The organism is Haloarcula sp. MBLA0163 (assembly GCF_055632435.1).
The window spans coordinates 319,208-336,982 of record NZ_CM145745.1 but is presented as its reverse complement, the minus strand read 5'-3'; the positions used below and the strand labels follow the sequence as shown (position 1 = coordinate 336,982).

Here is a 17,775-nt window from a genome sequence, read left to right as displayed (position 1 = left end):
GATGACTGATCGAACGATTGTAATCGGTCTGGATGGTGTTGGATTCAATTCCATCGAGGATTGGCTCAAAGAGGGTCGATTACCATACCTCGAAAAGGTGATTAATTCCGGGACAGCCCGTGAACTAAAAAGTACAATTCCACCTTGGACCCCGGTTGCTTGGACAAGTCTAGCTACTGGGACTAACCCTGGTAAGCACGGTATATTTGATTTTTTTGAGAAGTCAGGGCATAACCGAGATCTGGTTGACAACACCTCAATTAGAAGGCCTCCCCTATGGGAAGTTGCCGACGCTGCTGGACAATGTGCGCTCGTTATCAATTATCCAATAACTAGCCCTGTACCCGAACTTAAACACGGTGCAGTGGTACCAGGCTACTTGGCTGACAAAGATGCAGATTTTCATCCTGAACAACTACGTACAGAATACGAACAGGAGCATGGCGAGTATAACATATATCCACAAGGAACTGCTGTTTCAGATTACGTGACCGTAGCCCGTGATCGCCTACAAATGGCTCAATTTCTCTCAAGGCGATACGATTGGGATCTTCTTATTGTTCAAATCCAGGTTACTGATACAGTTTTCCACGAGTTAAATAATTCAAATAAAAGGCGAGAAGTTTACGAGGCAGTAGACCAGATCGTCGCCGAAATAGCGTCTATTGACTCCGAGGCGAATCACCTCATAGTCTCTGATCACGGTATGGGCGACTACAATGGTACATTCCACACGAATTCTTGGCTGCACGATTTAGGATATTGTCAGACTACAACTGGTACGGAGAAATTCTTTGAGACAGTAAAGGAATCTCGACTCAAAAGAACCTCAACAAATGATAATCAACCCATCGAGAAAAGAATATTTAGTAGCCTAATTACGGTCTTGAGCTCGTTAAGGATCACACCAAAGAAGATTCATAATTTCGTTTCACACATACATTTAGATCGCTATATCTTAGATCGACTACCCCAAGATATCATCGAGAATATTGAAATTGAAACTGTTGACTGGAAACATTCAACAGCTTATCAGTTCCTCTACAATAGCTGGGGAATTCATATTGAAAAGGAAGACAACTATGAGAAAATCCGTTCACAAATAATTGATGCCGCAACTGAAGTAACAGATATTCAAGGCCGACAGATAATAGAACGGGCTGAACGTGTTGAATCAATTTATGATGGAGATGCAATTGATGACGCACCCGACATAATACTTATACCGAGAGGTGCCAATTACGATCTCAGCGGAACTATATTGGATACGTATCAACCAAACCCACATAAAAACCACAAACCGAGAGGTATATTCATCACCAATATTCCGATTAAAGTGAAGGAAAACCCCGTTTCGATATATGATATTGCTCCTACTATTGCAGCCTTATGTGGTTTAGGTATCGATATAGAAGCTGATGGACAAGCGCTCATCCACCATGACAGTGAACAGATTAATTGGTCCGAGCTCGTCTCTCGACCGCTCAAAGGAATTGAACGTGAAACCGACGAGGAAATTGAGAGGCGGCTTGAAAATTTAGGTTATATGGAATAATGTGTTTTCGCTCTTCGGTAGAAGGTTGTTGGGCAAGTAGAGCAGTCCCGTCCCTGTAGAAAGGTAGTAAGGTGACGCGGTAGCGTCACCCGATATATTCCTATTCGAAGTGTTGAACTCCGAAGCAAGCACCGAGAATCTGTTGGGGCAGGTTCGATGGCCCAATGTCCTCCAGTATCCGTGCTGGTATTCTTAATCAGAGATTAAAACGTTGCTCTCGCATAACCCAGTGAAACACGCTGACGACGAAGCAGTCAAGAACGCCATGCAATGGTGCTCCAGCGAGGTTTAACGTTCGTCCAACCCTATGTGATGATAGGCCTCGACAAGACCTCTACGGGTTGTTCTTATACAGCACAAGTTCGGCCAGTTACACGCTGAATTCGACACGTCTACCGGTCCTCCGACCTATGTCGAGCAGTTCACTATAACGCTCGACCCGCTTGCCACAGATCGCGTTGGATCGGTTGAAATCAACGAAGTCTAAGCTGCGGGACTTGGAGGCCGAGAGCGTGACTGTAGTCGCGCTCATGTGGTCTCTCTAAACATGGTTGCGGAATCCAGTGTGGTGAGACGGTTCTCTACCTATAACAAAATAAATAGACATGTTGTGAACCAGTCTTTTCAAGCTCCTCTATTTGATATCCTAAATTATTGAGAAACTCATTTAACATTTCCCTGCTATCACCATATCGATCCATTGTTTCCGGGTGTACTTCAATAAACAAATCTGGATTTTCTTTTCGAAGAGTCTTCTTCAATCCCCGGAGAACATTAAGTTCCGCCCCCTCTACATCAATCTTCACAATATCTGGAGAAGGAATTGTGTTCCTCGCTCGGAGATGATCTCCTGTTTCCATTTGCAACTGTACTGTTTGAGTACCTGAATTTGATAAGTGGACCATTCCCCCGTAATCTTGGCTATTCATCGTGGCCTCGATGAGTCCACGTTCATCTGATAGCGCTACTTCCTGGATATTTATATTGCAGTTATTTATATCCGAATTTTCTAATAGTCGATCTGAGTTCTCGGGATGAGGTTCAAAGGCAATGACAGTCGAATTTGTAACTTTAGCAACTGTACAGGCAAAGATTCCGATGTGTGCTCCAACATCGTAAAAGCAGCTGTCCGCATCAAGTCTTTTGATAATTCGGTCAAGCACTTGCCGCTCTACTTCATCTATAGGAAAGTGACGAGCTTCGTGACTATTAGAAACACGAAATGAGACATCAATTTCATTAATTGATTCCGTGTATAATTCTGAGAATGTATAATACCAGAGTTGATGATAAAGCGATTTCAGAATATCAGATTCAATAAGACTTTGACGACGATATAGTCTCTTGCATAACATAAGAGCACGGTTCATCAACCTCATATCGAAACTAATTAGGAGCAAATATAAATTGTTTCCGCATAGGTACCAGATGGGACGGTTACACGATCAACTCGGTCAATATTCAGTTGGAACTATCATAGCCATTATTGGTAATTTACTAGGGCTTGGGTTCAGCTTTATTACACGTGTTGTCGCGGCTAGATTGTATGGTCCAAGTGACTACGGTATTCTTGTTCTTGGTATTGTTGTCTTAAACCTCACTGGACTCGTTGCTGTACTTGGCCTCAATGAAGGTGTCGCCAGTAAACTTCCAACTACTGATAGACCTATGACTATGTATATCTCTTCACTATTTATCTCTATTCTGATCGGATGTGGAACAGCAGCTGGAGTCATAGTCTCTCGACCACTTTTGCTTTTATGGTTTACTAAGGATGTTGTTAATGTAATATCCATATTTGCAATCGGAACTCCGTTTATCGCTGCAATGTGGATCTCTACAGGGGCTACGCGAGGTTTAAGTAGATCACTCCCGAAAGTATTTGTTGAAGATATATTCCTAAAGACGGTACTATTCATTGTTGTTGTTGTCGGTGGTTACTATAGTGTTAGTGTAACGTGGCTGTCTTGGTGGTGGATCGGAATCTACATAATTGGTGCTGTTGCTGGGATAATAGTCGCCATTCAACTGATAGAGAAATCATTTTCTTATCCCTCACTATCAGTAGGCTGGAAAATGCTAACATTTTCTGTACCGTTAATGGTCACCCACGCTTTGTGGTCGGTGATGCAACAAACTGACACTCTTCTTTTAGGCGTTTTCTACCAGCCGAATATCGTCGGTAAATACGATGCAATTTTCACTCTAACAAAGTCATTATTGGTTGTTACGGGTGGCTTCGGATTCTTAGCACTACCATTATTCTCTGAATTAATAGATAATAATCAACTAGATAATCTCCGAGAAATCTATGCAAATACAACAAAATGGATGACTTTTGCTGCAGCACCACTTATGCTCATATTGCTTTTATATCCTTCTCTGGTAGTAAAATTTGTTTTTGGAGGTTCATATATTAATAACGGATTAGCACTTCGAATTCTCCTCATAGGATTCTTTAGCCATGTTATTTTTGGTATGAATCAAAATTGTCTTATAGCAAATAATCAGACGCGTATAGTTATGAATGGAAGTCTAATTGGTGTTTTTGTGAATCTTTCCCTTAACCTGTTTCTAATACCATATTTTGAAATTATGGGAGCCGCGGTCGCATCAGCTGCTGCTTTCCTTATTGTAAACTTTTACTATTCAATTAGATTATATAAATCAATTAATGTTCATCCAATTCGATATTCGTTAATTAAGTCCTTCAGTACAACAGTTTGTCTATCTATTTTTATAGCAATGGTGCTTAAGCGGTTTTTCCCAGACAATAGCTTTTTGATATTTTTAGGGACACTTGTTATTATCCATGTTTTATCAATACTTGTCTTTGGGATTGATGAGATAGATCGTGAACAATTTAACAAAATCACTCAGCGTACCCGAGGTTCTTGAGCCGGCTGCGTACCACTTCATCCTCAACCTCGTCACGTTCATTAATCTCGTCACTTCGTGAGATTGAGCGACGTTCTCCTGACTTACATACGAGCCAAGGTACTTGAATCAGTTCTTCAACATATAATCCTCCAGGATGACCCCATTCTTTGACTGGTATTGGATAGGCACGTTCACCAAAAATATTACCATGATCTGATGAAATAACAGTCTTTCCATCTAGTGAATCAATAAGATCTTGAACATATGGTAGTGAAATTTCCAAATTTTTTGCGTAATCTTTCCATAGTGTTTCTTTATCTACGTTCAATTCTCCTGCACGCATTCTCCGCCAGATAGAATGTTCCGGAATACCTTCATCAACTCGGCCTGTATCTTCTATCTCAGACTCAAGAAATGGATGATGTGGTTGTAAGTAGTGGATGAGACAACGTTTATTCGGATGATCAGCTGCAATCTGTTTAGCATAATCTGTCATTACTTCCGGTCGAACAGTTCCGAGTTCCTCATCCCACCCCTCGTCTTCCCATATATTGTATACCTTATGGAGTTGCGTATCAATCTGATGTCGATATAATTGAGGATTGGCGGTCACATAGATAGTATCTCGCAGATCCCGATCTTCCATATTCGCTACTAGAAATTCGTGAGTCGTCGATCCACGTGATTTCCGTCGCTGTAAGTCGCCTTTGATGGTATTGCATGATTCGAAGACATCAAATCTACATGCGTCAAGTAGTATCAGATTATCCCAATCTTCTGAAAAAATATCTGTCCCCTTACAATTATAGGCACAATCACCTCGGAAATGGTGGTATGCCGAGTTTGCTCTCCGTAATGCAAGAGAGGGGTCCCGAAGGAGGGATTTCAGCTTCTCTATCATTTTCATATTTGGTTGATTGAATGGTTACTTATATGCCGCGGTATAGAAGGCGAGATTACTTTAGCGATATGTTTTTAAATACATTCAGAACTTATACAGACTACTCAGCTTTGCACGTTAGCGTCGGCGGTTGAGTGAACGAAGAGGTGGTCGATCTCTTCCATGAGGTCATCGACGCCACAATCATCGTTGTCTCGAACCCACGAGAAAAGGTGGTACACGGTTTCTTTCAGGGAGTGTTCGAGGTTCGCTCGAAGCGATGACGCTTTCGAGCGAACCGTCCCCAAGGCGCTCGACTCAGGATCAAGACGAACGAGACTGTAGGCAGCCATCAGAAGGTGCCAGTCGGCACTGGCACCTTCGTCAATCTGCATCTCGCAGTCTCCTAGGACGAGATCCTGCTTCGAATCCTCGAAGAACGTCTTCATGCGCCATCGCGCCCCATAGGAGCGAATCACGTGCTCGGTCGGGGCGTCGATTTTGTTCGTAGCGAGGTACTTGACCGGATTCTCTTCGTCTTCGTCGGTCTCTTTCTCGGCGATGACCAGCTTCACGTCTCCCAGGAGTGGTCTGCGAAAGTTCCGAACACGTGCGCAAAGACGCCGTGACACACGACCATCTCGACTCAGTCTGTTAATTTTCACCGAGTCAGTCGGCTTTAGCCAGTAGGGTTCAATAGTTGTGCTGATCACTCCTGGGAGACGGGAAGCTTCTTCGTCCAGATGTGGTAGGTGTCGTCATCGACATCACGCTCGTCCGTGTCGATGCGCTCTCCAGCGCATCGACGCGAATCTTTTCGCCGTCGTAGCTCACCTGTCGATTGCTTCGGAGCGGGCCGATCCAGTCCTTATCGAAGGATTCGATGTGTTTGGGAAGGCTAGGTCGTGAGCGAACCACGAGTCGAAGAGGTAGGTGTCTGCAGGCACATCTACCTCTTCTTCGAGTTCGGTGACGATCTCTCGGGCGAGATCGTACTTGGTGTCGTGGTCTTGGTCGTTCTCGTCTTGCTGTTCGTAGAGGCGGAAGGTGAGCGGATAGGCGGTTTTATCGTCAGCGTAGAACGCGTATATGATGTCTTGGCCCCAGACAGTGTCGCCTTCAGCGAGATCATAGAAGTGGCCGACGCCGGGGACTTTGTCCCCGGCTTTCTCGGTGATCGTGTCGTCGAGGATGATGTAGCCATCCTGTGACCAGCGTGTTTCAGCGTGTTTCTGAAGCTCTTCGAGGCATTCGTGGTTGAACTGTTGTTCGTCCCAGTCGTACTGGGTGAGGAACTTGCTGAGGGCACGTTTCCCCTGAACTGGAGTTCCATAATGGAATTGAAATTGACACAAGTCCTGATATTGCTCGTCCATTTGATAGAGAGAGTGATTTTAGGATCAAAACTGTATTAAAGTAATTAAATTATATTTTTCTATATTACATATTAAAGGTTCAAGATGTACAATGACTTGGCGCTACCTCTGGACTGAAGCAAAATCGAAAGAACATTATGCTTGAATTGGTACACGTCGATGATGCGCGTGGCTTTTATTTCGAATGTCGTCTATCCGTTTGTCACCGGCGGGGCCGAAAAACGCATCCACGAAATCGGCACCAGACTCGCCGACGAGGGCCACGACGTCACCATCTACGGCCGCCACTTCTGGGACGGCCCCGAACAGACCACTCATGAAGGAATGACGCTGCGCGCAGTCGCCCCCGAAGCCGACCTTTACAACGGAGACCGTCGTTCCATCACGGAAGCCATAGACTTCGCAGTCCGAGCGCTCCCACAAATCCGCAGACACCTCCGGCGTGACGAACACGACATCGTTGTCGCCAGTGTCTTCCCGTACTTCCCGGTTCTTTCCACGAAGCTCGCCAGTCTTCGCACGAACACGCCGCTCGTTACAACGTGGCACGAGGTCTGGGGCAACTACTGGGAGGAGTATCTTGGTCACCTCGCCCCGTTCGGCAAACTCACGGAGCACGTCACCGCCCGCACACCACAACATCCGATAGCGATCTCATCCATCACGGCCGACCGTCTTGCCGCTATCGGACCTTCCCGCGAGACCATCGAAATTGTCCCGAACGGCATTGACGTTGAGCAAGTCCGAAGCGCATCGCTTCCCGAACGGGGGTACGACGTGCTCTTCGCTGGCCGACTCATCGAACACAAGAACGTAGACCTACTTTTAGACGCCTTCGGCCAAGTCGCCGACGAGCACGACGCCACAATGGGTATCGTCGGCGACGGTCCCGAACGCGAACGCCTCGAAAGAAAACAGGAGTCACTGACTCATACTGACCGCGTGGAATTTCTTGGCTTTCTCGATGACTACGATGACGTTCTCGGTCATATGCGCGCAGCCGACGTCTTCGCGTCCCCGAGTACCCGCGAGGGATTCGGTATCACCTTTGTGGAAGCAATGGCCGCCGACTGCACCGTCATCGCCGCTGATCATCCTGATTCAGCAGCCGACGAAGTCATCGACGGTGCAGGCTTCCTCGTCGATCCCACGGTCAATTCCTTGACGGAGACACTCGACGCCGCTCTAAGCGGTGAACGACCACCGACGAATCCCGTCGAACGCGCGCAGCGATACGACTGGGACGCAGTCGCCGACCAAGCAGAAACAGCCTACCAGCGCGCCATCGACGGCTCATGGTGATTCATTGGGAATCTCCATCTGAGTGACATCCTCAAGCTGTCAGAGTGATTCGAGCCGAAGTTGCCTCGTAGGGACCCTCGCGGGCATCAATACGATAAATATCCATCACAATCAGCTGAACGCAGCGAATTTATCACGCTTCACGCAACATCCCCTCGGCGATCACCGTACCTTCAGTCGTCTCCAGTTGATAGACTGTCTCCGCGCCTATTGACTCGACTGCCGTGACTGTCGTGTGCCCCCCGATTCGTCGTTCGCCAATGAACGACATCCGCTTGCGAAACACCTTAGCCCGAATCTCCATCAGATGTTCGAACACACGGCCAGTTTCTCTCCCGGGCGTGAGCCGCACCTTGTCCGAGTACTCGTCCTGCACACCCTCGTCGTGACTCCACTCGTATCCGAGGAGATCGAGGTACGTGCATACCTGGTCGAATATCGGACCCTCGTACTGGCAGTAACCCAGCTCTTTGCCTTCTGGGAAGGTTCCATCGGTATCGAACATGCCTGCGAGCCAACCCCGTGCGAAATCCTCGTCGGTCGTGGGGTGGTCCGCCTGCAAGTCTTCACGGATGAGTTCGTCGCTCGCACCAGGTGAAACGGGCATCGACGCCGTATCGTTATTCTCGTTATAGTGCCGTTCCTTCAGCTTGAGGTCGTATTCAGGCGCGACGTCTGCGGCGTAATCCATGACTGTTCGGGCTATTTCTTCATCGGCCGAGCTAACGTACGAGCCGGAATTCTTTGGGTCAACGACGCGGTCTTTGTACCCGGGGACGCTCCCATCGCCGGCGAACACGCCCATGAGGTAGCCTCGCTTGTAGGCGGCAGTGTCCTCATACTCGTTAGGTGGAGCGAACCAGAAGATTCGGTCGCCAGGCTCCAACTTCTCGGCGACCCTGAACATCGTTCGCTTCCACTTCTTCACGAACAGCGGGTGCTTCGCGGCGGCGATGATTTCGGCATCGTCAGTCGTGACGCGTACTGTTTCACACTGTGCCGTCCGGATATCGGTCACATGGCCGACTCGGTACATCCGGTATCTGTGATCCCTAGGGGTTGCGTCGAACGTAACCACCTGCTGGCCGATATCGAGGGAGTGGACGGGTTCCCAGGTCAGGTCAGCCGTAAGAATACGTGGTGGATGTGGGTCAGTATTTGCGAACATCACTGTCCTCCGTCGAGGAATTCGTCGAGTCGGTCACGAACCATCGACGACGAGGGCGTTTCGGCGGTGCGGTCGGTAACTGCGCCGAACGTCTCGACTGTCGTCGTGATGTCTGCCGGGTCCTCGGCGACGGATTCGGTGACGAGGAGCCAGGCGTAGCACGCGACTTGGACGCGGTAACGTTGCTGTGTGTCGATGTTTGTGTCGGTGAGTGCGACTTTCATGTCGGTGATGGTCCACGACCCGTCGGGATTGCGCATCACGAAGTCCGCTTGCCCTTCGAGTTCGAATTCGACATCTTCACGCCGGACGTGACTTCGGAGGCGCTTTTCGACGTAGACGTCTTCGGCGTGTTTCAGCTGCCTCCACAGATCCGACTCGATAACGTCCGGAATGACATGCTCGGTAAGGAACGTGAGCAGTCCATCTCGCTCGGCGTCGGTCACCGGCGGACCATGGTGGTGTAACTGGTCGTCGATAATCCGTTCAACCTCTTCATCCACAGTGCGGAGTACTGTGGTTGAAACACCATCCAGGACAGCGGCCGCGAGCACACCGTGGATGACCTTGCCGACCGCTTCCGTATCGAACGCGTCGAGGATGAGCGGGAGGTCGTCGTCAACCGTGTCGGTATTAGTGTGGAGCGCTCGGCCTTGCAGGTGGTCGAGGAGATGGTGGTCCAGATCCTCCGAAAGCGGGTGAAGGGTACTTGGGCGAAGAATCCGTGGCACTAACGGCGAGAGATTGCCCCTGTTCGATGGAGTCGTCGCAGCGAACGGTGTATTTGAGTTCGCAGTCTGATCTGGGGTGTCGGCAGCGAATGGTTCGACGTCGTTGACAGCGACCTCGATGCTACCGGTATCCCTGCCAGGAGTGTCCACGTCAAGAGAGTAGGTACCGGCGGCTGGCGTGCCGTCGAACTCCAGATCGTCACGGATAGTTTCGAGCCAGCGGTCTCGCGGCCTGGCTGGTCCGGGAACGTCCCTCGGCAACGGAACGACGAGATGATTCCTGGCTCGGCTGAGAGCGACCAACAGAATTCGAAAGGCCTCGGCACGGATGCGTCGGGTCGCTGTTTGCACTCGATCGTGGCCGACGATATCGGCATTGGGTTGACCATCTGTACCCTGGTTGCTCCACCGTTCGCTCGCCCACCGAAGTCCCACGTCACCGAGGAACGGGGTTGTGGCGAAGCGGTCATCGGCGTCCGAAGGGTCATAGAGTCCACGCGCGAACACGGAGAGGGAGTCGATGTCTGGGGCGGCAGCGTGTACTGGCGGTGCGAGACCGATCATAGGGCCGTTAGCAACGAGACGCTGACTGGTTGGGCCGAGCTTGCGGAGACTCCATCCGAGATCGGCGAGCGCAACGACGTCGGCCTCGCTGCCTTTCGCCTGGTGGACCGTTTTGAACTCGACGTCGTGGTCGTTGGAATCGGCCAAGGGTTGTGTCGGGCCAGTATGCGGATCTTCCTGAAGCGGAGCGAACTCCTCGACGACGTCAGCGCGATCGGCCAGCGAATCACGTTCCCACTCAGAGACGAGATGCACGAGTTCGTCCAGGTTGGCAACGCGTTGCGCAGCCGAGACCTCAGGAAACCTGTCGTTCGGGTCGGCACGCAGGCCGAGTATCTCGATGATGTCGGCGAGACAGTTCCTTGCCGACTGGGCGTGAAACACGGGACGCTTCTCGCGGAGCCGGTGAAGCCGGGAGAGCACGTCGTGTTGCTCGTCGGTGACTTCGTTGGACGTGCTCGCACGTTCGCGGGTTGTGTCGAGATCCCAGTCGTGGGTGGCGAAGGCGTCTGTCAGCGCGGCAAGCCCGAGTGAAGACTCCGTGACGAGTGCTTGCAGCCGATCCGGATCTGCCGGATCGACCAACCACTCGACGACGTCCAGGACCGTCGTGACGACCGGACACCCAAAGAGGTAGTCGGATGCATTTTCCACCGAGAGCCCCTCTGCCTCGAACGCGTCGGCGTATCGCGCCATCTGTGTACGCCAGCGAAATAGCACTGTAACGTCGGGTTGAGTAGCGCCATCATCACTACCGCCGCCGTCGTTCCCGTCACTGTCAGTATCGGCGTCGTCAAGCGTACCGTCTGCAAGACCGTTCGAAATATACGTCGCCAGAATCCCGGCTTCGCCTTTCCCCGTATCGGGGGCGACGTAACCAGGCGACCCTGGTGATGCGTCGGTGTCGAAGGCCGCAACATGGACGTTCGGTTCGACCGTGGGCTTCCGTACTGCCTCAAGGGCGGGGAAGGTGACGTCGAGATCGCCGAGATTTCCACGCTCGGGGTCGGTGAGTGCGGGCTCAGCGATCGCGTTTATCGCTGCCGCGACGTCGGGTGTGCAGCGATACGTAGTTGCTGCTGTTTCAGTCACGTGCGTGTCCCAGTCGATGTCGAAGTACCGACCCTCGTCTGCTGCCCGCTCGAAGATGGACGGGAGTGCGTCTCGGAAACCGTAGATAGACTGTCGGATGTCTCCAGCAGTGAGTACACGACAATCACTGGTAATCAACGGGGCGAGCCCCGCGTGTTGGAGTTCGGAGACGTCCTGCGCTTCGTCGATGAGAACGCTCTCGATGCGCTTCCGGTATCGCGCCAGGACGCGCTCTCGTTTCGCTTCAGCCGTGTCGCCGTCACCGAGATTCCCATCGAGGAACTCGGCGACAAGGAACGCACAGTCCGTATGCGAAATCACACCGCGTTCGCGGGCGCGCGTCGCGTACTCCTCGTGGTACGCCGACAGCAACGCACAGAATTCGTCAACCGTCTCGCGCCACGCTTCGTGGAGTCGTTGGTCAGCGTTGACGAGCGCGTCACGATCAGCGTCGTCGAGTTCAGAGCAGACATTGGCAGCCTCGTCAGCTCCGATACACCTACTGAGTGCGTCGGCAACGTCGTCCATCGACGTCGTCTCTCCTTCTGCGTAGACCGCATCGACTGTGGTGTGCAGTTCCGCACGGAACTCTTCGGTCGTGAGTCGCCGGGCCCGACACTGATGATGTGCCTGCCGTAACAGCGCTGCCGGACCGTCGTCGTACTCGTCTGGCGGATAGGCTCGTTCGACTATGTCGATGGCCGTCGCATTCGCTGACGTTACTGTCTCGAAACAATCAGCGTGGAGGCGATTGAGTTCCGCCTCTGTACCGACTGCGGGCATCCTCTCGAACCCTACTTCCTTGACGAACTCTCCAAGAAGGCCCCGGAACACGCTGTCAATCGTTCCGACGTATGGCGCACGCCGGACACGCTCAACGAGATTCTCCACCTCATCCTTGGACACAGCAGCTGCGGCTGGCGTCATATCGTGTTTCACGAGCTCCCGGAGTCGCGCGACGATCTTGGGAACGAACGCGACGGCGTCGTCCCGTGCGAACGAGACCACGCAGATGTTCTGCTCGGGTGTCGAATCGCCATTGACGAACCGCCGAAGCAATTCTTCGGCCGCGACGTCCACCACGGTGACGGATTTCCCAACACCGGGGTTGCAATTCAGCACGAACAGGCCTGCGTTATTTGCGAAATACGCGTCACGAATCCGTCGTTGTGCGTTGCGAAGCTGAAGCGGTTCATCACTGTCAGCCGTGTGGTCACCAGTCGAATCTGTCTGGTCACTCATTGAGTTCCACCTCTGAAGTCACCTCATCACCGTCGGGGATCATCGATCGAATCGCGTCAGGGAGCCTCCGGTCGGCGCTCAGGAGATGCTGGCGAGCAACATTGCCGACGTGCTCAACGCTGAGACCAGTGAGCAACGACGAGCGGAACCGGTCCACTCCATCAATAGTCCGCGTGTGGTGCGTGACCACAACCCCCTCAGTAGCGGCCTGAAGAGCGTCGATGAACTGGTCGCGGTCACGACCACCCATCCAGGCCGTCCGTGGTGACAGGCACTCCGCCGGCCCGGTTCCAGAGAGAATGGCCTGCTGGACCACTTCTGGGACGATGCCTTCAGGCTGTCGCGGCCACTTGCCTTCGACGAGGCCGATAGCGATGACGAACGGGACCTGTCGAGCCCAGAGGTCATTCGCCTCCAGCACGTCGAGCGCCAGCGCATCTGCGTGCTCGCGCCGCCCCGGGCGCTGCGTCGCCAGTGACTCGCAGATACCGGCGACCGACATCCACGACTTGTCGGCCCACCCGTCGGAGAGACGCTGGGCGTACTTGTTCTCGACCTGCTCAACCAATGTCTCCAAACGAACGACTGCACGTGCTGCCGTCTCCGTTTCCAGCAGCGCTGGCGAATCCATTTTCTGTTGATGCGGAAGCACCGTCTCACGGTAGGACTCAACGACCCCACCAAGCACGTCGGCCACAGCCTCGGGCGTTGGGTCTCGGCGGGTACTCACCCACTCTACGTACTCGATAACTCGGGGGTCCACCCATGTCGTGTCGTTAAGCAGCAACTGCCACGCGCTGATCGGGCGTGATTCGTCCGGCAACTCGTGGGCAGTCTCCGCCAGGATTTCGGCAGGAATCGGCCATTCTTCGGTCGGGTCTTTCGGCGTCCACCCGAGTTCCAACGGCTGGAGAAGAGTATCCGAATCCGGCTCCGGTGTTCCAAACAGGTTACAGAGCGAATTGATCAACTGGTACGGACGAGTGGAGACGAGATTAATCTGCGTCCAGAAATCCGGTGCGATGTCGTGGCGAATCGCCGTGCGGGAAAGCGGTTCTTCGTAGCTGTCGAGGTCGCGGGCAACGACGACGATGTCCCGAACGGGCACACCACGGTCCAGGAGCGCAGCGACGACCGCCACCGCTGCTCGGGCTTCTTCACGCTGTGTAGTCGCCGTAATTTCTGCGACCGGGACATCAACCTCCTGATTAGACACATCCGGCTCCGACCGGCTCAGTATTCCAGTCACGTTACCACCACCTGGCCGGGGTCCGGAACCGACAACAGCTCCGTTAGTCGATTCTCCAAGAATGGCCCTGTCCCACGCCGGAGGAACCAGTGAACCTCGACGTCGCACGTGGCGGTAATGGCATTCACCAGATCAACGAGCGGTGCTGGAACGTTGCTCAACCCGACAATTGATACCTGTTCAACTGCTGGAAACGCATCTTCCCAGACCGCGCTGCCAGTGTCCGAAAGCGCTCGTGTAGCGCGTCGAATCACAGCGCGGTCCGACGTGACCTTCGACGTCCTCCGTCGAAGTTCTCGCTCTGCGGCCAGGGTCCCTGCGAGGAGATCACGGGCATCGGCCTCGATGGGTTCCGGTACCGATTCGACTGTCTGTCGTAATGCGCCGACACGGGACGGATGGTAGTTGGTCGTCGTTTCGATCTCAGTCCGAGCCTGCTCGACCGCCTTCACGTTCTGTGCCGGTTCACCACCCAGCACCATTCGGAAGCAATCCCTCGCCTCGTGGTCCCTTGCCAGAATCTCCTCAAGTAACGCTAATCGATCCACACGGTCAAGTGATTTCGATGACCGGCCAGCTGTTTCGAGTATTCGGGATGCGACGCTTATCGGACCCGTGAACTCGAACGCGTCGAGTGGTTGTTTCGCGTCGGTGACTCGGAGCTTCAGATTTCGCTGGTGCAACTCGACCGGTGCGATTACCAAGTCCGTTGGACAGCGGGCGTGAGAAGCGCGTTCGAGCAGCCGCTTCACGTCACCGGCGTGAACTGAAAGTGATTCGGGGAGCGAAGAATTGTCCCCCTTCACCGATGCCGTCATTGCGTGTCCTCTGCCGGTTTATAACACGCGGTCTTGATCCGTCGAATGTGGCGTGCGAGCGGCTGCGTTACCTCTGTAGGGGCGACCTGCTTCGACCTCTCATCGTACTTTATCACGCCGAGTTCATCGAGGGTCTTCAAGTGTCCCTGAACTAATGCCGTGTAGACACGCGTCCGCTGTTCACTGGTGACCTCACTTGGATCGACGAGATTCTCCACAGCGGCAATCTCAACGGAGAGATCGCCAGCAGAGATTGCTTCGTTTGTCCGTGAGACAGAGAGGATAACCTGCCGACGACGGCTATTGGCCATTGCATCGAACGCGTCGTCTGGGTCCATCGGGATTGCCAGCCCACACTCACCGTCAGTCATCGTTCCCCCCAGCAAGCAACCTGCCCTTACGCGTAAGCAAGATGTCTTCGTAGGGTTTCGTTCCACGAAGCTCTACGTAGCCTTCGTCTTCGAACCATTCGAGAAGCCCGTCCAGTTCGAAGAACATCAGCCGAAACTCCTCGCTGAGTTCCAGCCGATGTGCTGGTCCCGATTTCTCGTCGATGTACTGGACGACTTGAACGATTAAGCGGCCGTGGGCCTCCGTGTCAACTCCATCTTGGAACCGAAGGTCAGAGTTTTCACTGTCGGCACTGTTAGAGTTTGATGCTGTCATAGCTGGCAGCGTAGTCCTCGGTGTCTCCAGCACCGGGGGCGTTTTCGCCAAGTGAACCTTCTGTCTGGATTATAAAGTATATTTGTATTCTTAACTAGCGAATCGCTAAAAGTGCGTTCTGAGGCATCGTACTGGCGAATTCGATTCGAAGTTTAGGAAGTGGTTATGGCCATGCCGACCTGTTTCTGCAGAATCGTTTGGGGGGAAGCGAACCCATCTAGTTCTAACGCTGAACACGTCACGATCCGGTGGACCGGTTGGTGTAGATCTGCACCGGCCAAGTTTCTGCGAGCGTGCTGTCCCAATTACTCTTCGTTCGGAGTTTCGTTGAATGCGACGTGCTGAATCGCTTGCAGTAGTTCCTGGTGATTGATGTCCAGCGGAATCCCTTTCGGCGATAGACATCGGTTGATGAGGGTGTGCCAGTTATACAGCAAGATGGCCATATGCATCCCGTACAGGCGCTTTTTCGGGTCTCGACTGTTTATCTTCGGCATGAAGTCGTTCTTCACCTGGTCAACGGTCTTCTCGATGCTCCACCGTTGCACGTATTGAAATCGAATCCCGGACCCGGAGCGGTTCTGGAGGGACCGGTCAGTAAAATACGCCGCAAGTCCACCTTCACTGCCGATGCCAGGAGCTGCCTCCAGGTCATCTACTGCGTCAGTAAGGCGCGGAATGTCTGGATTCGACTCCAAAGAGGTCTGCCGGGGGGTTTCATCCTCCAGAAGGTGTTTGAGTGGGATTGCTATCTTGTCGTCTTCTTCTTCCTGTATGGCTTCGAGCGCAATATCCCGTGGATCAACCATCACTGGGTCTGGGTCGTTTCCCTCTGTCGGATAAGTCACCAAGTTCGGCTTCCTGTCGGTGTTCCACCGTATCCCCGGAGCGAAGCCGACGTGGTTCGTCGGCGTGAGGCGTTTCAATCCTGTCACGACTGCACTATCGGGCGCACTAATGATCCAGTCGTCTCCGACGAACTCCCTGAGCGTGTCGATGAGCTCCCCGCTAACGACTTCGGAATCGATGAGGATTGTGTCAAGGGAAGCAGGCGGGACGGCGTTCGACAGAATCTCCCGAACTGCGCTGGGATAGTCCTTTAGCGTCTGCAACCAGCGACCACCGAGGATGAATCGATTTGTTGGTTCCGCGCCACCAGCGATGACGAACGTCCACTCTTCAGTAACGGCGTCATTTTCGAATTTGGCGGGCCGGCCAATTGTCACATCCAACGATTCGCCAGTCCAATCAACCCGGAACATATCGACGCCGAGCTTGAACGGGTCTGATTTCGACCAAAATCCGAGCGCTTTCGCAAGCTGCAGGGTCAAGCGATGGACAGCATTGAACTGCTCATCAATCGTCGAAATTGAGTCGCCATCTACGTCGAACTGGAAATCGGACATCTCCTCGGCGTGGATCGGAAGCTCCGAGACGTAGTTGTCCAACCAGGCACCGCCGGGTATCTGGTCACGGGGATAATCCCAGTCACAGACGTCTTTCAGTCCTTCGAGCCCTGCGCCGGTGAGGGCAGAGGCGGCGAACGCACCGATAAACGCCTGCATGTCGTGTTTGCTCTGTTCTAGATCTCGTCCGAAGGTGAGCGGCTCGGTCGTGAGATCGAACAAGAGTTTGACGAACTCCCGAAGTTCCGCTTTCTCAGTTTCACGAGGGACATGTATCTCGTCGAGGGGCGGTTCTAGCACGGCGAAACCGTACTCCTGTTTGACTGCATCTGGAGGCACGATTCCTGCCCGGTAAACAGTGTAGACCGCCCGAGTTACGGCCGCGACGAATGCATCCGCATCTATCGCGTCGGCATCTTCGCCGTAGAGCGTACTATGTGCGCGCTGGAATGTCTGGTAGCTGGGGACCTCACTCCGCTTCGCGTACCCGATTTTCTCAAGAGTGGGTAACCCAGCAGCCTGCGTCTGGGTCAAATACTCCTGGAATTCGGTGCCGGATTGCTCGCGTGCTTTCCGTAGGAAGAGCGCTTTCAGCCGAGGCACCGGAATCCCGATGGCCGGATTGGATGGGTCGATACCTTCACAGCTTAGCTTCTCATCGAATAGATCCAGGATGGCATTGTCGTAGAGCATTCCTCCATCGTTGATGAACCGAGAATCATCTTCCCAGTACGTACGGTTGTGGGCATGGAACTGCGCGGTGAGATGATTTCGCCGCGATAACTCATCGACATCGTCTACCGGTGAAGAGACGTGAATATCGAATCCTCGTTGTTCCACCGCTCC

General features: G+C 52.8%; 12 protein-coding genes and 2 pseudogenes. 3 read left to right on the top strand and 11 right to left on the bottom strand.

What is annotated here, in order from left to right; all coding sequences use genetic code 11:
- The first annotated feature begins 1 nt into the window (after window position 1).
- Entirely contained in the window at window positions 2-1,555 is a 1,554-nt protein-coding gene (locus ACV7GQ_RS01650; RefSeq protein ID WP_470311820.1) for an alkaline phosphatase family protein, read from the top strand.
- A 581-nt stretch (window positions 1,556-2,136) separates the two neighbouring features.
- Here ACV7GQ_RS01650 and ACV7GQ_RS01645 read toward each other — a convergent pair.
- Complete coding sequence (locus ACV7GQ_RS01645; protein WP_470311819.1) at window positions 2,137-2,934, bottom strand: FkbM family methyltransferase; 798 nt, start codon at window positions 2,932-2,934, stop codon at window positions 2,137-2,139.
- A gap of 49 nt (window positions 2,935-2,983) precedes the next feature.
- Between ACV7GQ_RS01645 and ACV7GQ_RS01640 the strand changes: the two genes are divergently transcribed.
- A complete protein-coding gene (locus ACV7GQ_RS01640) occupies window positions 2,984-4,453 on the top strand; it encodes an oligosaccharide flippase family protein (protein WP_470311818.1) in 1,470 nt (489 codons plus the stop codon).
- Here ACV7GQ_RS01640 and ACV7GQ_RS01635 read toward each other — a convergent pair.
- The 3 genes and pseudogenes from ACV7GQ_RS01635 to ACV7GQ_RS01625 all read right to left on the bottom strand — a co-directional run.
- Complete coding sequence (locus tag ACV7GQ_RS01635; protein WP_470311817.1) at window positions 4,428-5,081, bottom strand: alkaline phosphatase family protein; 654 nt, start codon at window positions 5,079-5,081, stop codon at window positions 4,428-4,430. The two genes, ACV7GQ_RS01640 and ACV7GQ_RS01635, sit on opposite strands and share 26 nt — an antisense overlap.
- A 359-nt stretch (window positions 5,082-5,440) precedes the next feature.
- A pseudogene (locus ACV7GQ_RS01630) lies at window positions 5,441-5,899 on the bottom strand (IS701 family transposase); the annotation flags it as partial.
- Between the two features lie 131 nt (window positions 5,900-6,030).
- A pseudogene (locus ACV7GQ_RS01625) lies at window positions 6,031-6,640 on the bottom strand (transposase); the annotation flags it as partial.
- Between the two features lie 213 nt (window positions 6,641-6,853).
- Between ACV7GQ_RS01625 and ACV7GQ_RS01620 the strand changes: the two are divergent.
- Window positions 6,854-7,993, top strand: coding sequence for a glycosyltransferase family 4 protein (locus ACV7GQ_RS01620; RefSeq protein ID WP_470311816.1), 1,140 nt, complete (start codon window positions 6,854-6,856; stop codon window positions 7,991-7,993).
- Window positions 7,994-8,126: 133 nt separating this feature from the next.
- Here ACV7GQ_RS01620 and ACV7GQ_RS01615 read toward each other — a convergent pair whose 3' ends face one another.
- From ACV7GQ_RS01615 to ACV7GQ_RS01585, 7 genes are all read right to left on the bottom strand, one after another.
- On the bottom strand, window positions 8,127-9,161 hold the full coding sequence (locus tag ACV7GQ_RS01615) for a hypothetical protein (RefSeq protein WP_470311815.1): 1,035 nt from the start codon (window positions 9,159-9,161) through the stop codon (window positions 8,127-8,129).
- Window positions 9,161-12,790, bottom strand: a complete 3,630-nt coding sequence (locus ACV7GQ_RS01610) for a UvrD-helicase domain-containing protein (RefSeq protein ID WP_470311814.1) — start codon at window positions 12,788-12,790, stop codon at window positions 9,161-9,163. The genes ACV7GQ_RS01615 and ACV7GQ_RS01610 overlap by 1 nt, the downstream gene beginning before the upstream one ends.
- Window positions 12,783-14,039: a hypothetical protein gene (locus ACV7GQ_RS01605; RefSeq protein ID WP_470311813.1), complete on the bottom strand. Its 1,257-nt coding sequence runs from the start codon at window positions 14,037-14,039 to the stop codon at window positions 12,783-12,785. Before ACV7GQ_RS01605 ends, ACV7GQ_RS01610 begins: the two co-directional genes overlap by 8 nt.
- On the bottom strand, window positions 14,036-14,857 hold the full coding sequence (locus tag ACV7GQ_RS01600; RefSeq protein ID WP_470311812.1) for a hypothetical protein: 822 nt from the start codon (window positions 14,855-14,857) through the stop codon (window positions 14,036-14,038). Before ACV7GQ_RS01600 ends, ACV7GQ_RS01605 begins: the two co-directional genes overlap by 4 nt.
- Entirely contained in the window at window positions 14,854-15,228 is a 375-nt protein-coding gene (locus ACV7GQ_RS01595; RefSeq protein ID WP_470311811.1) for a DUF7344 domain-containing protein, read from the bottom strand. Before ACV7GQ_RS01595 ends, ACV7GQ_RS01600 begins: the two co-directional genes overlap by 4 nt.
- Window positions 15,221-15,523, bottom strand: a complete 303-nt coding sequence (locus tag ACV7GQ_RS01590; protein WP_470311810.1) for a hypothetical protein — start codon at window positions 15,521-15,523, stop codon at window positions 15,221-15,223. Before ACV7GQ_RS01590 ends, ACV7GQ_RS01595 begins: the two co-directional genes overlap by 8 nt.
- Window positions 15,524-15,828: 305 nt before the next feature.
- Window positions 15,829-17,622 carry a hypothetical protein gene (locus tag ACV7GQ_RS01585; protein WP_470311809.1) on the bottom strand — a complete coding sequence of 598 codons (1,794 nt, stop codon included), beginning with the start codon at window positions 17,620-17,622 and terminating at the stop codon, window positions 15,829-15,831.
- Window positions 17,623-17,775: the final 153 nt, after the last annotated feature.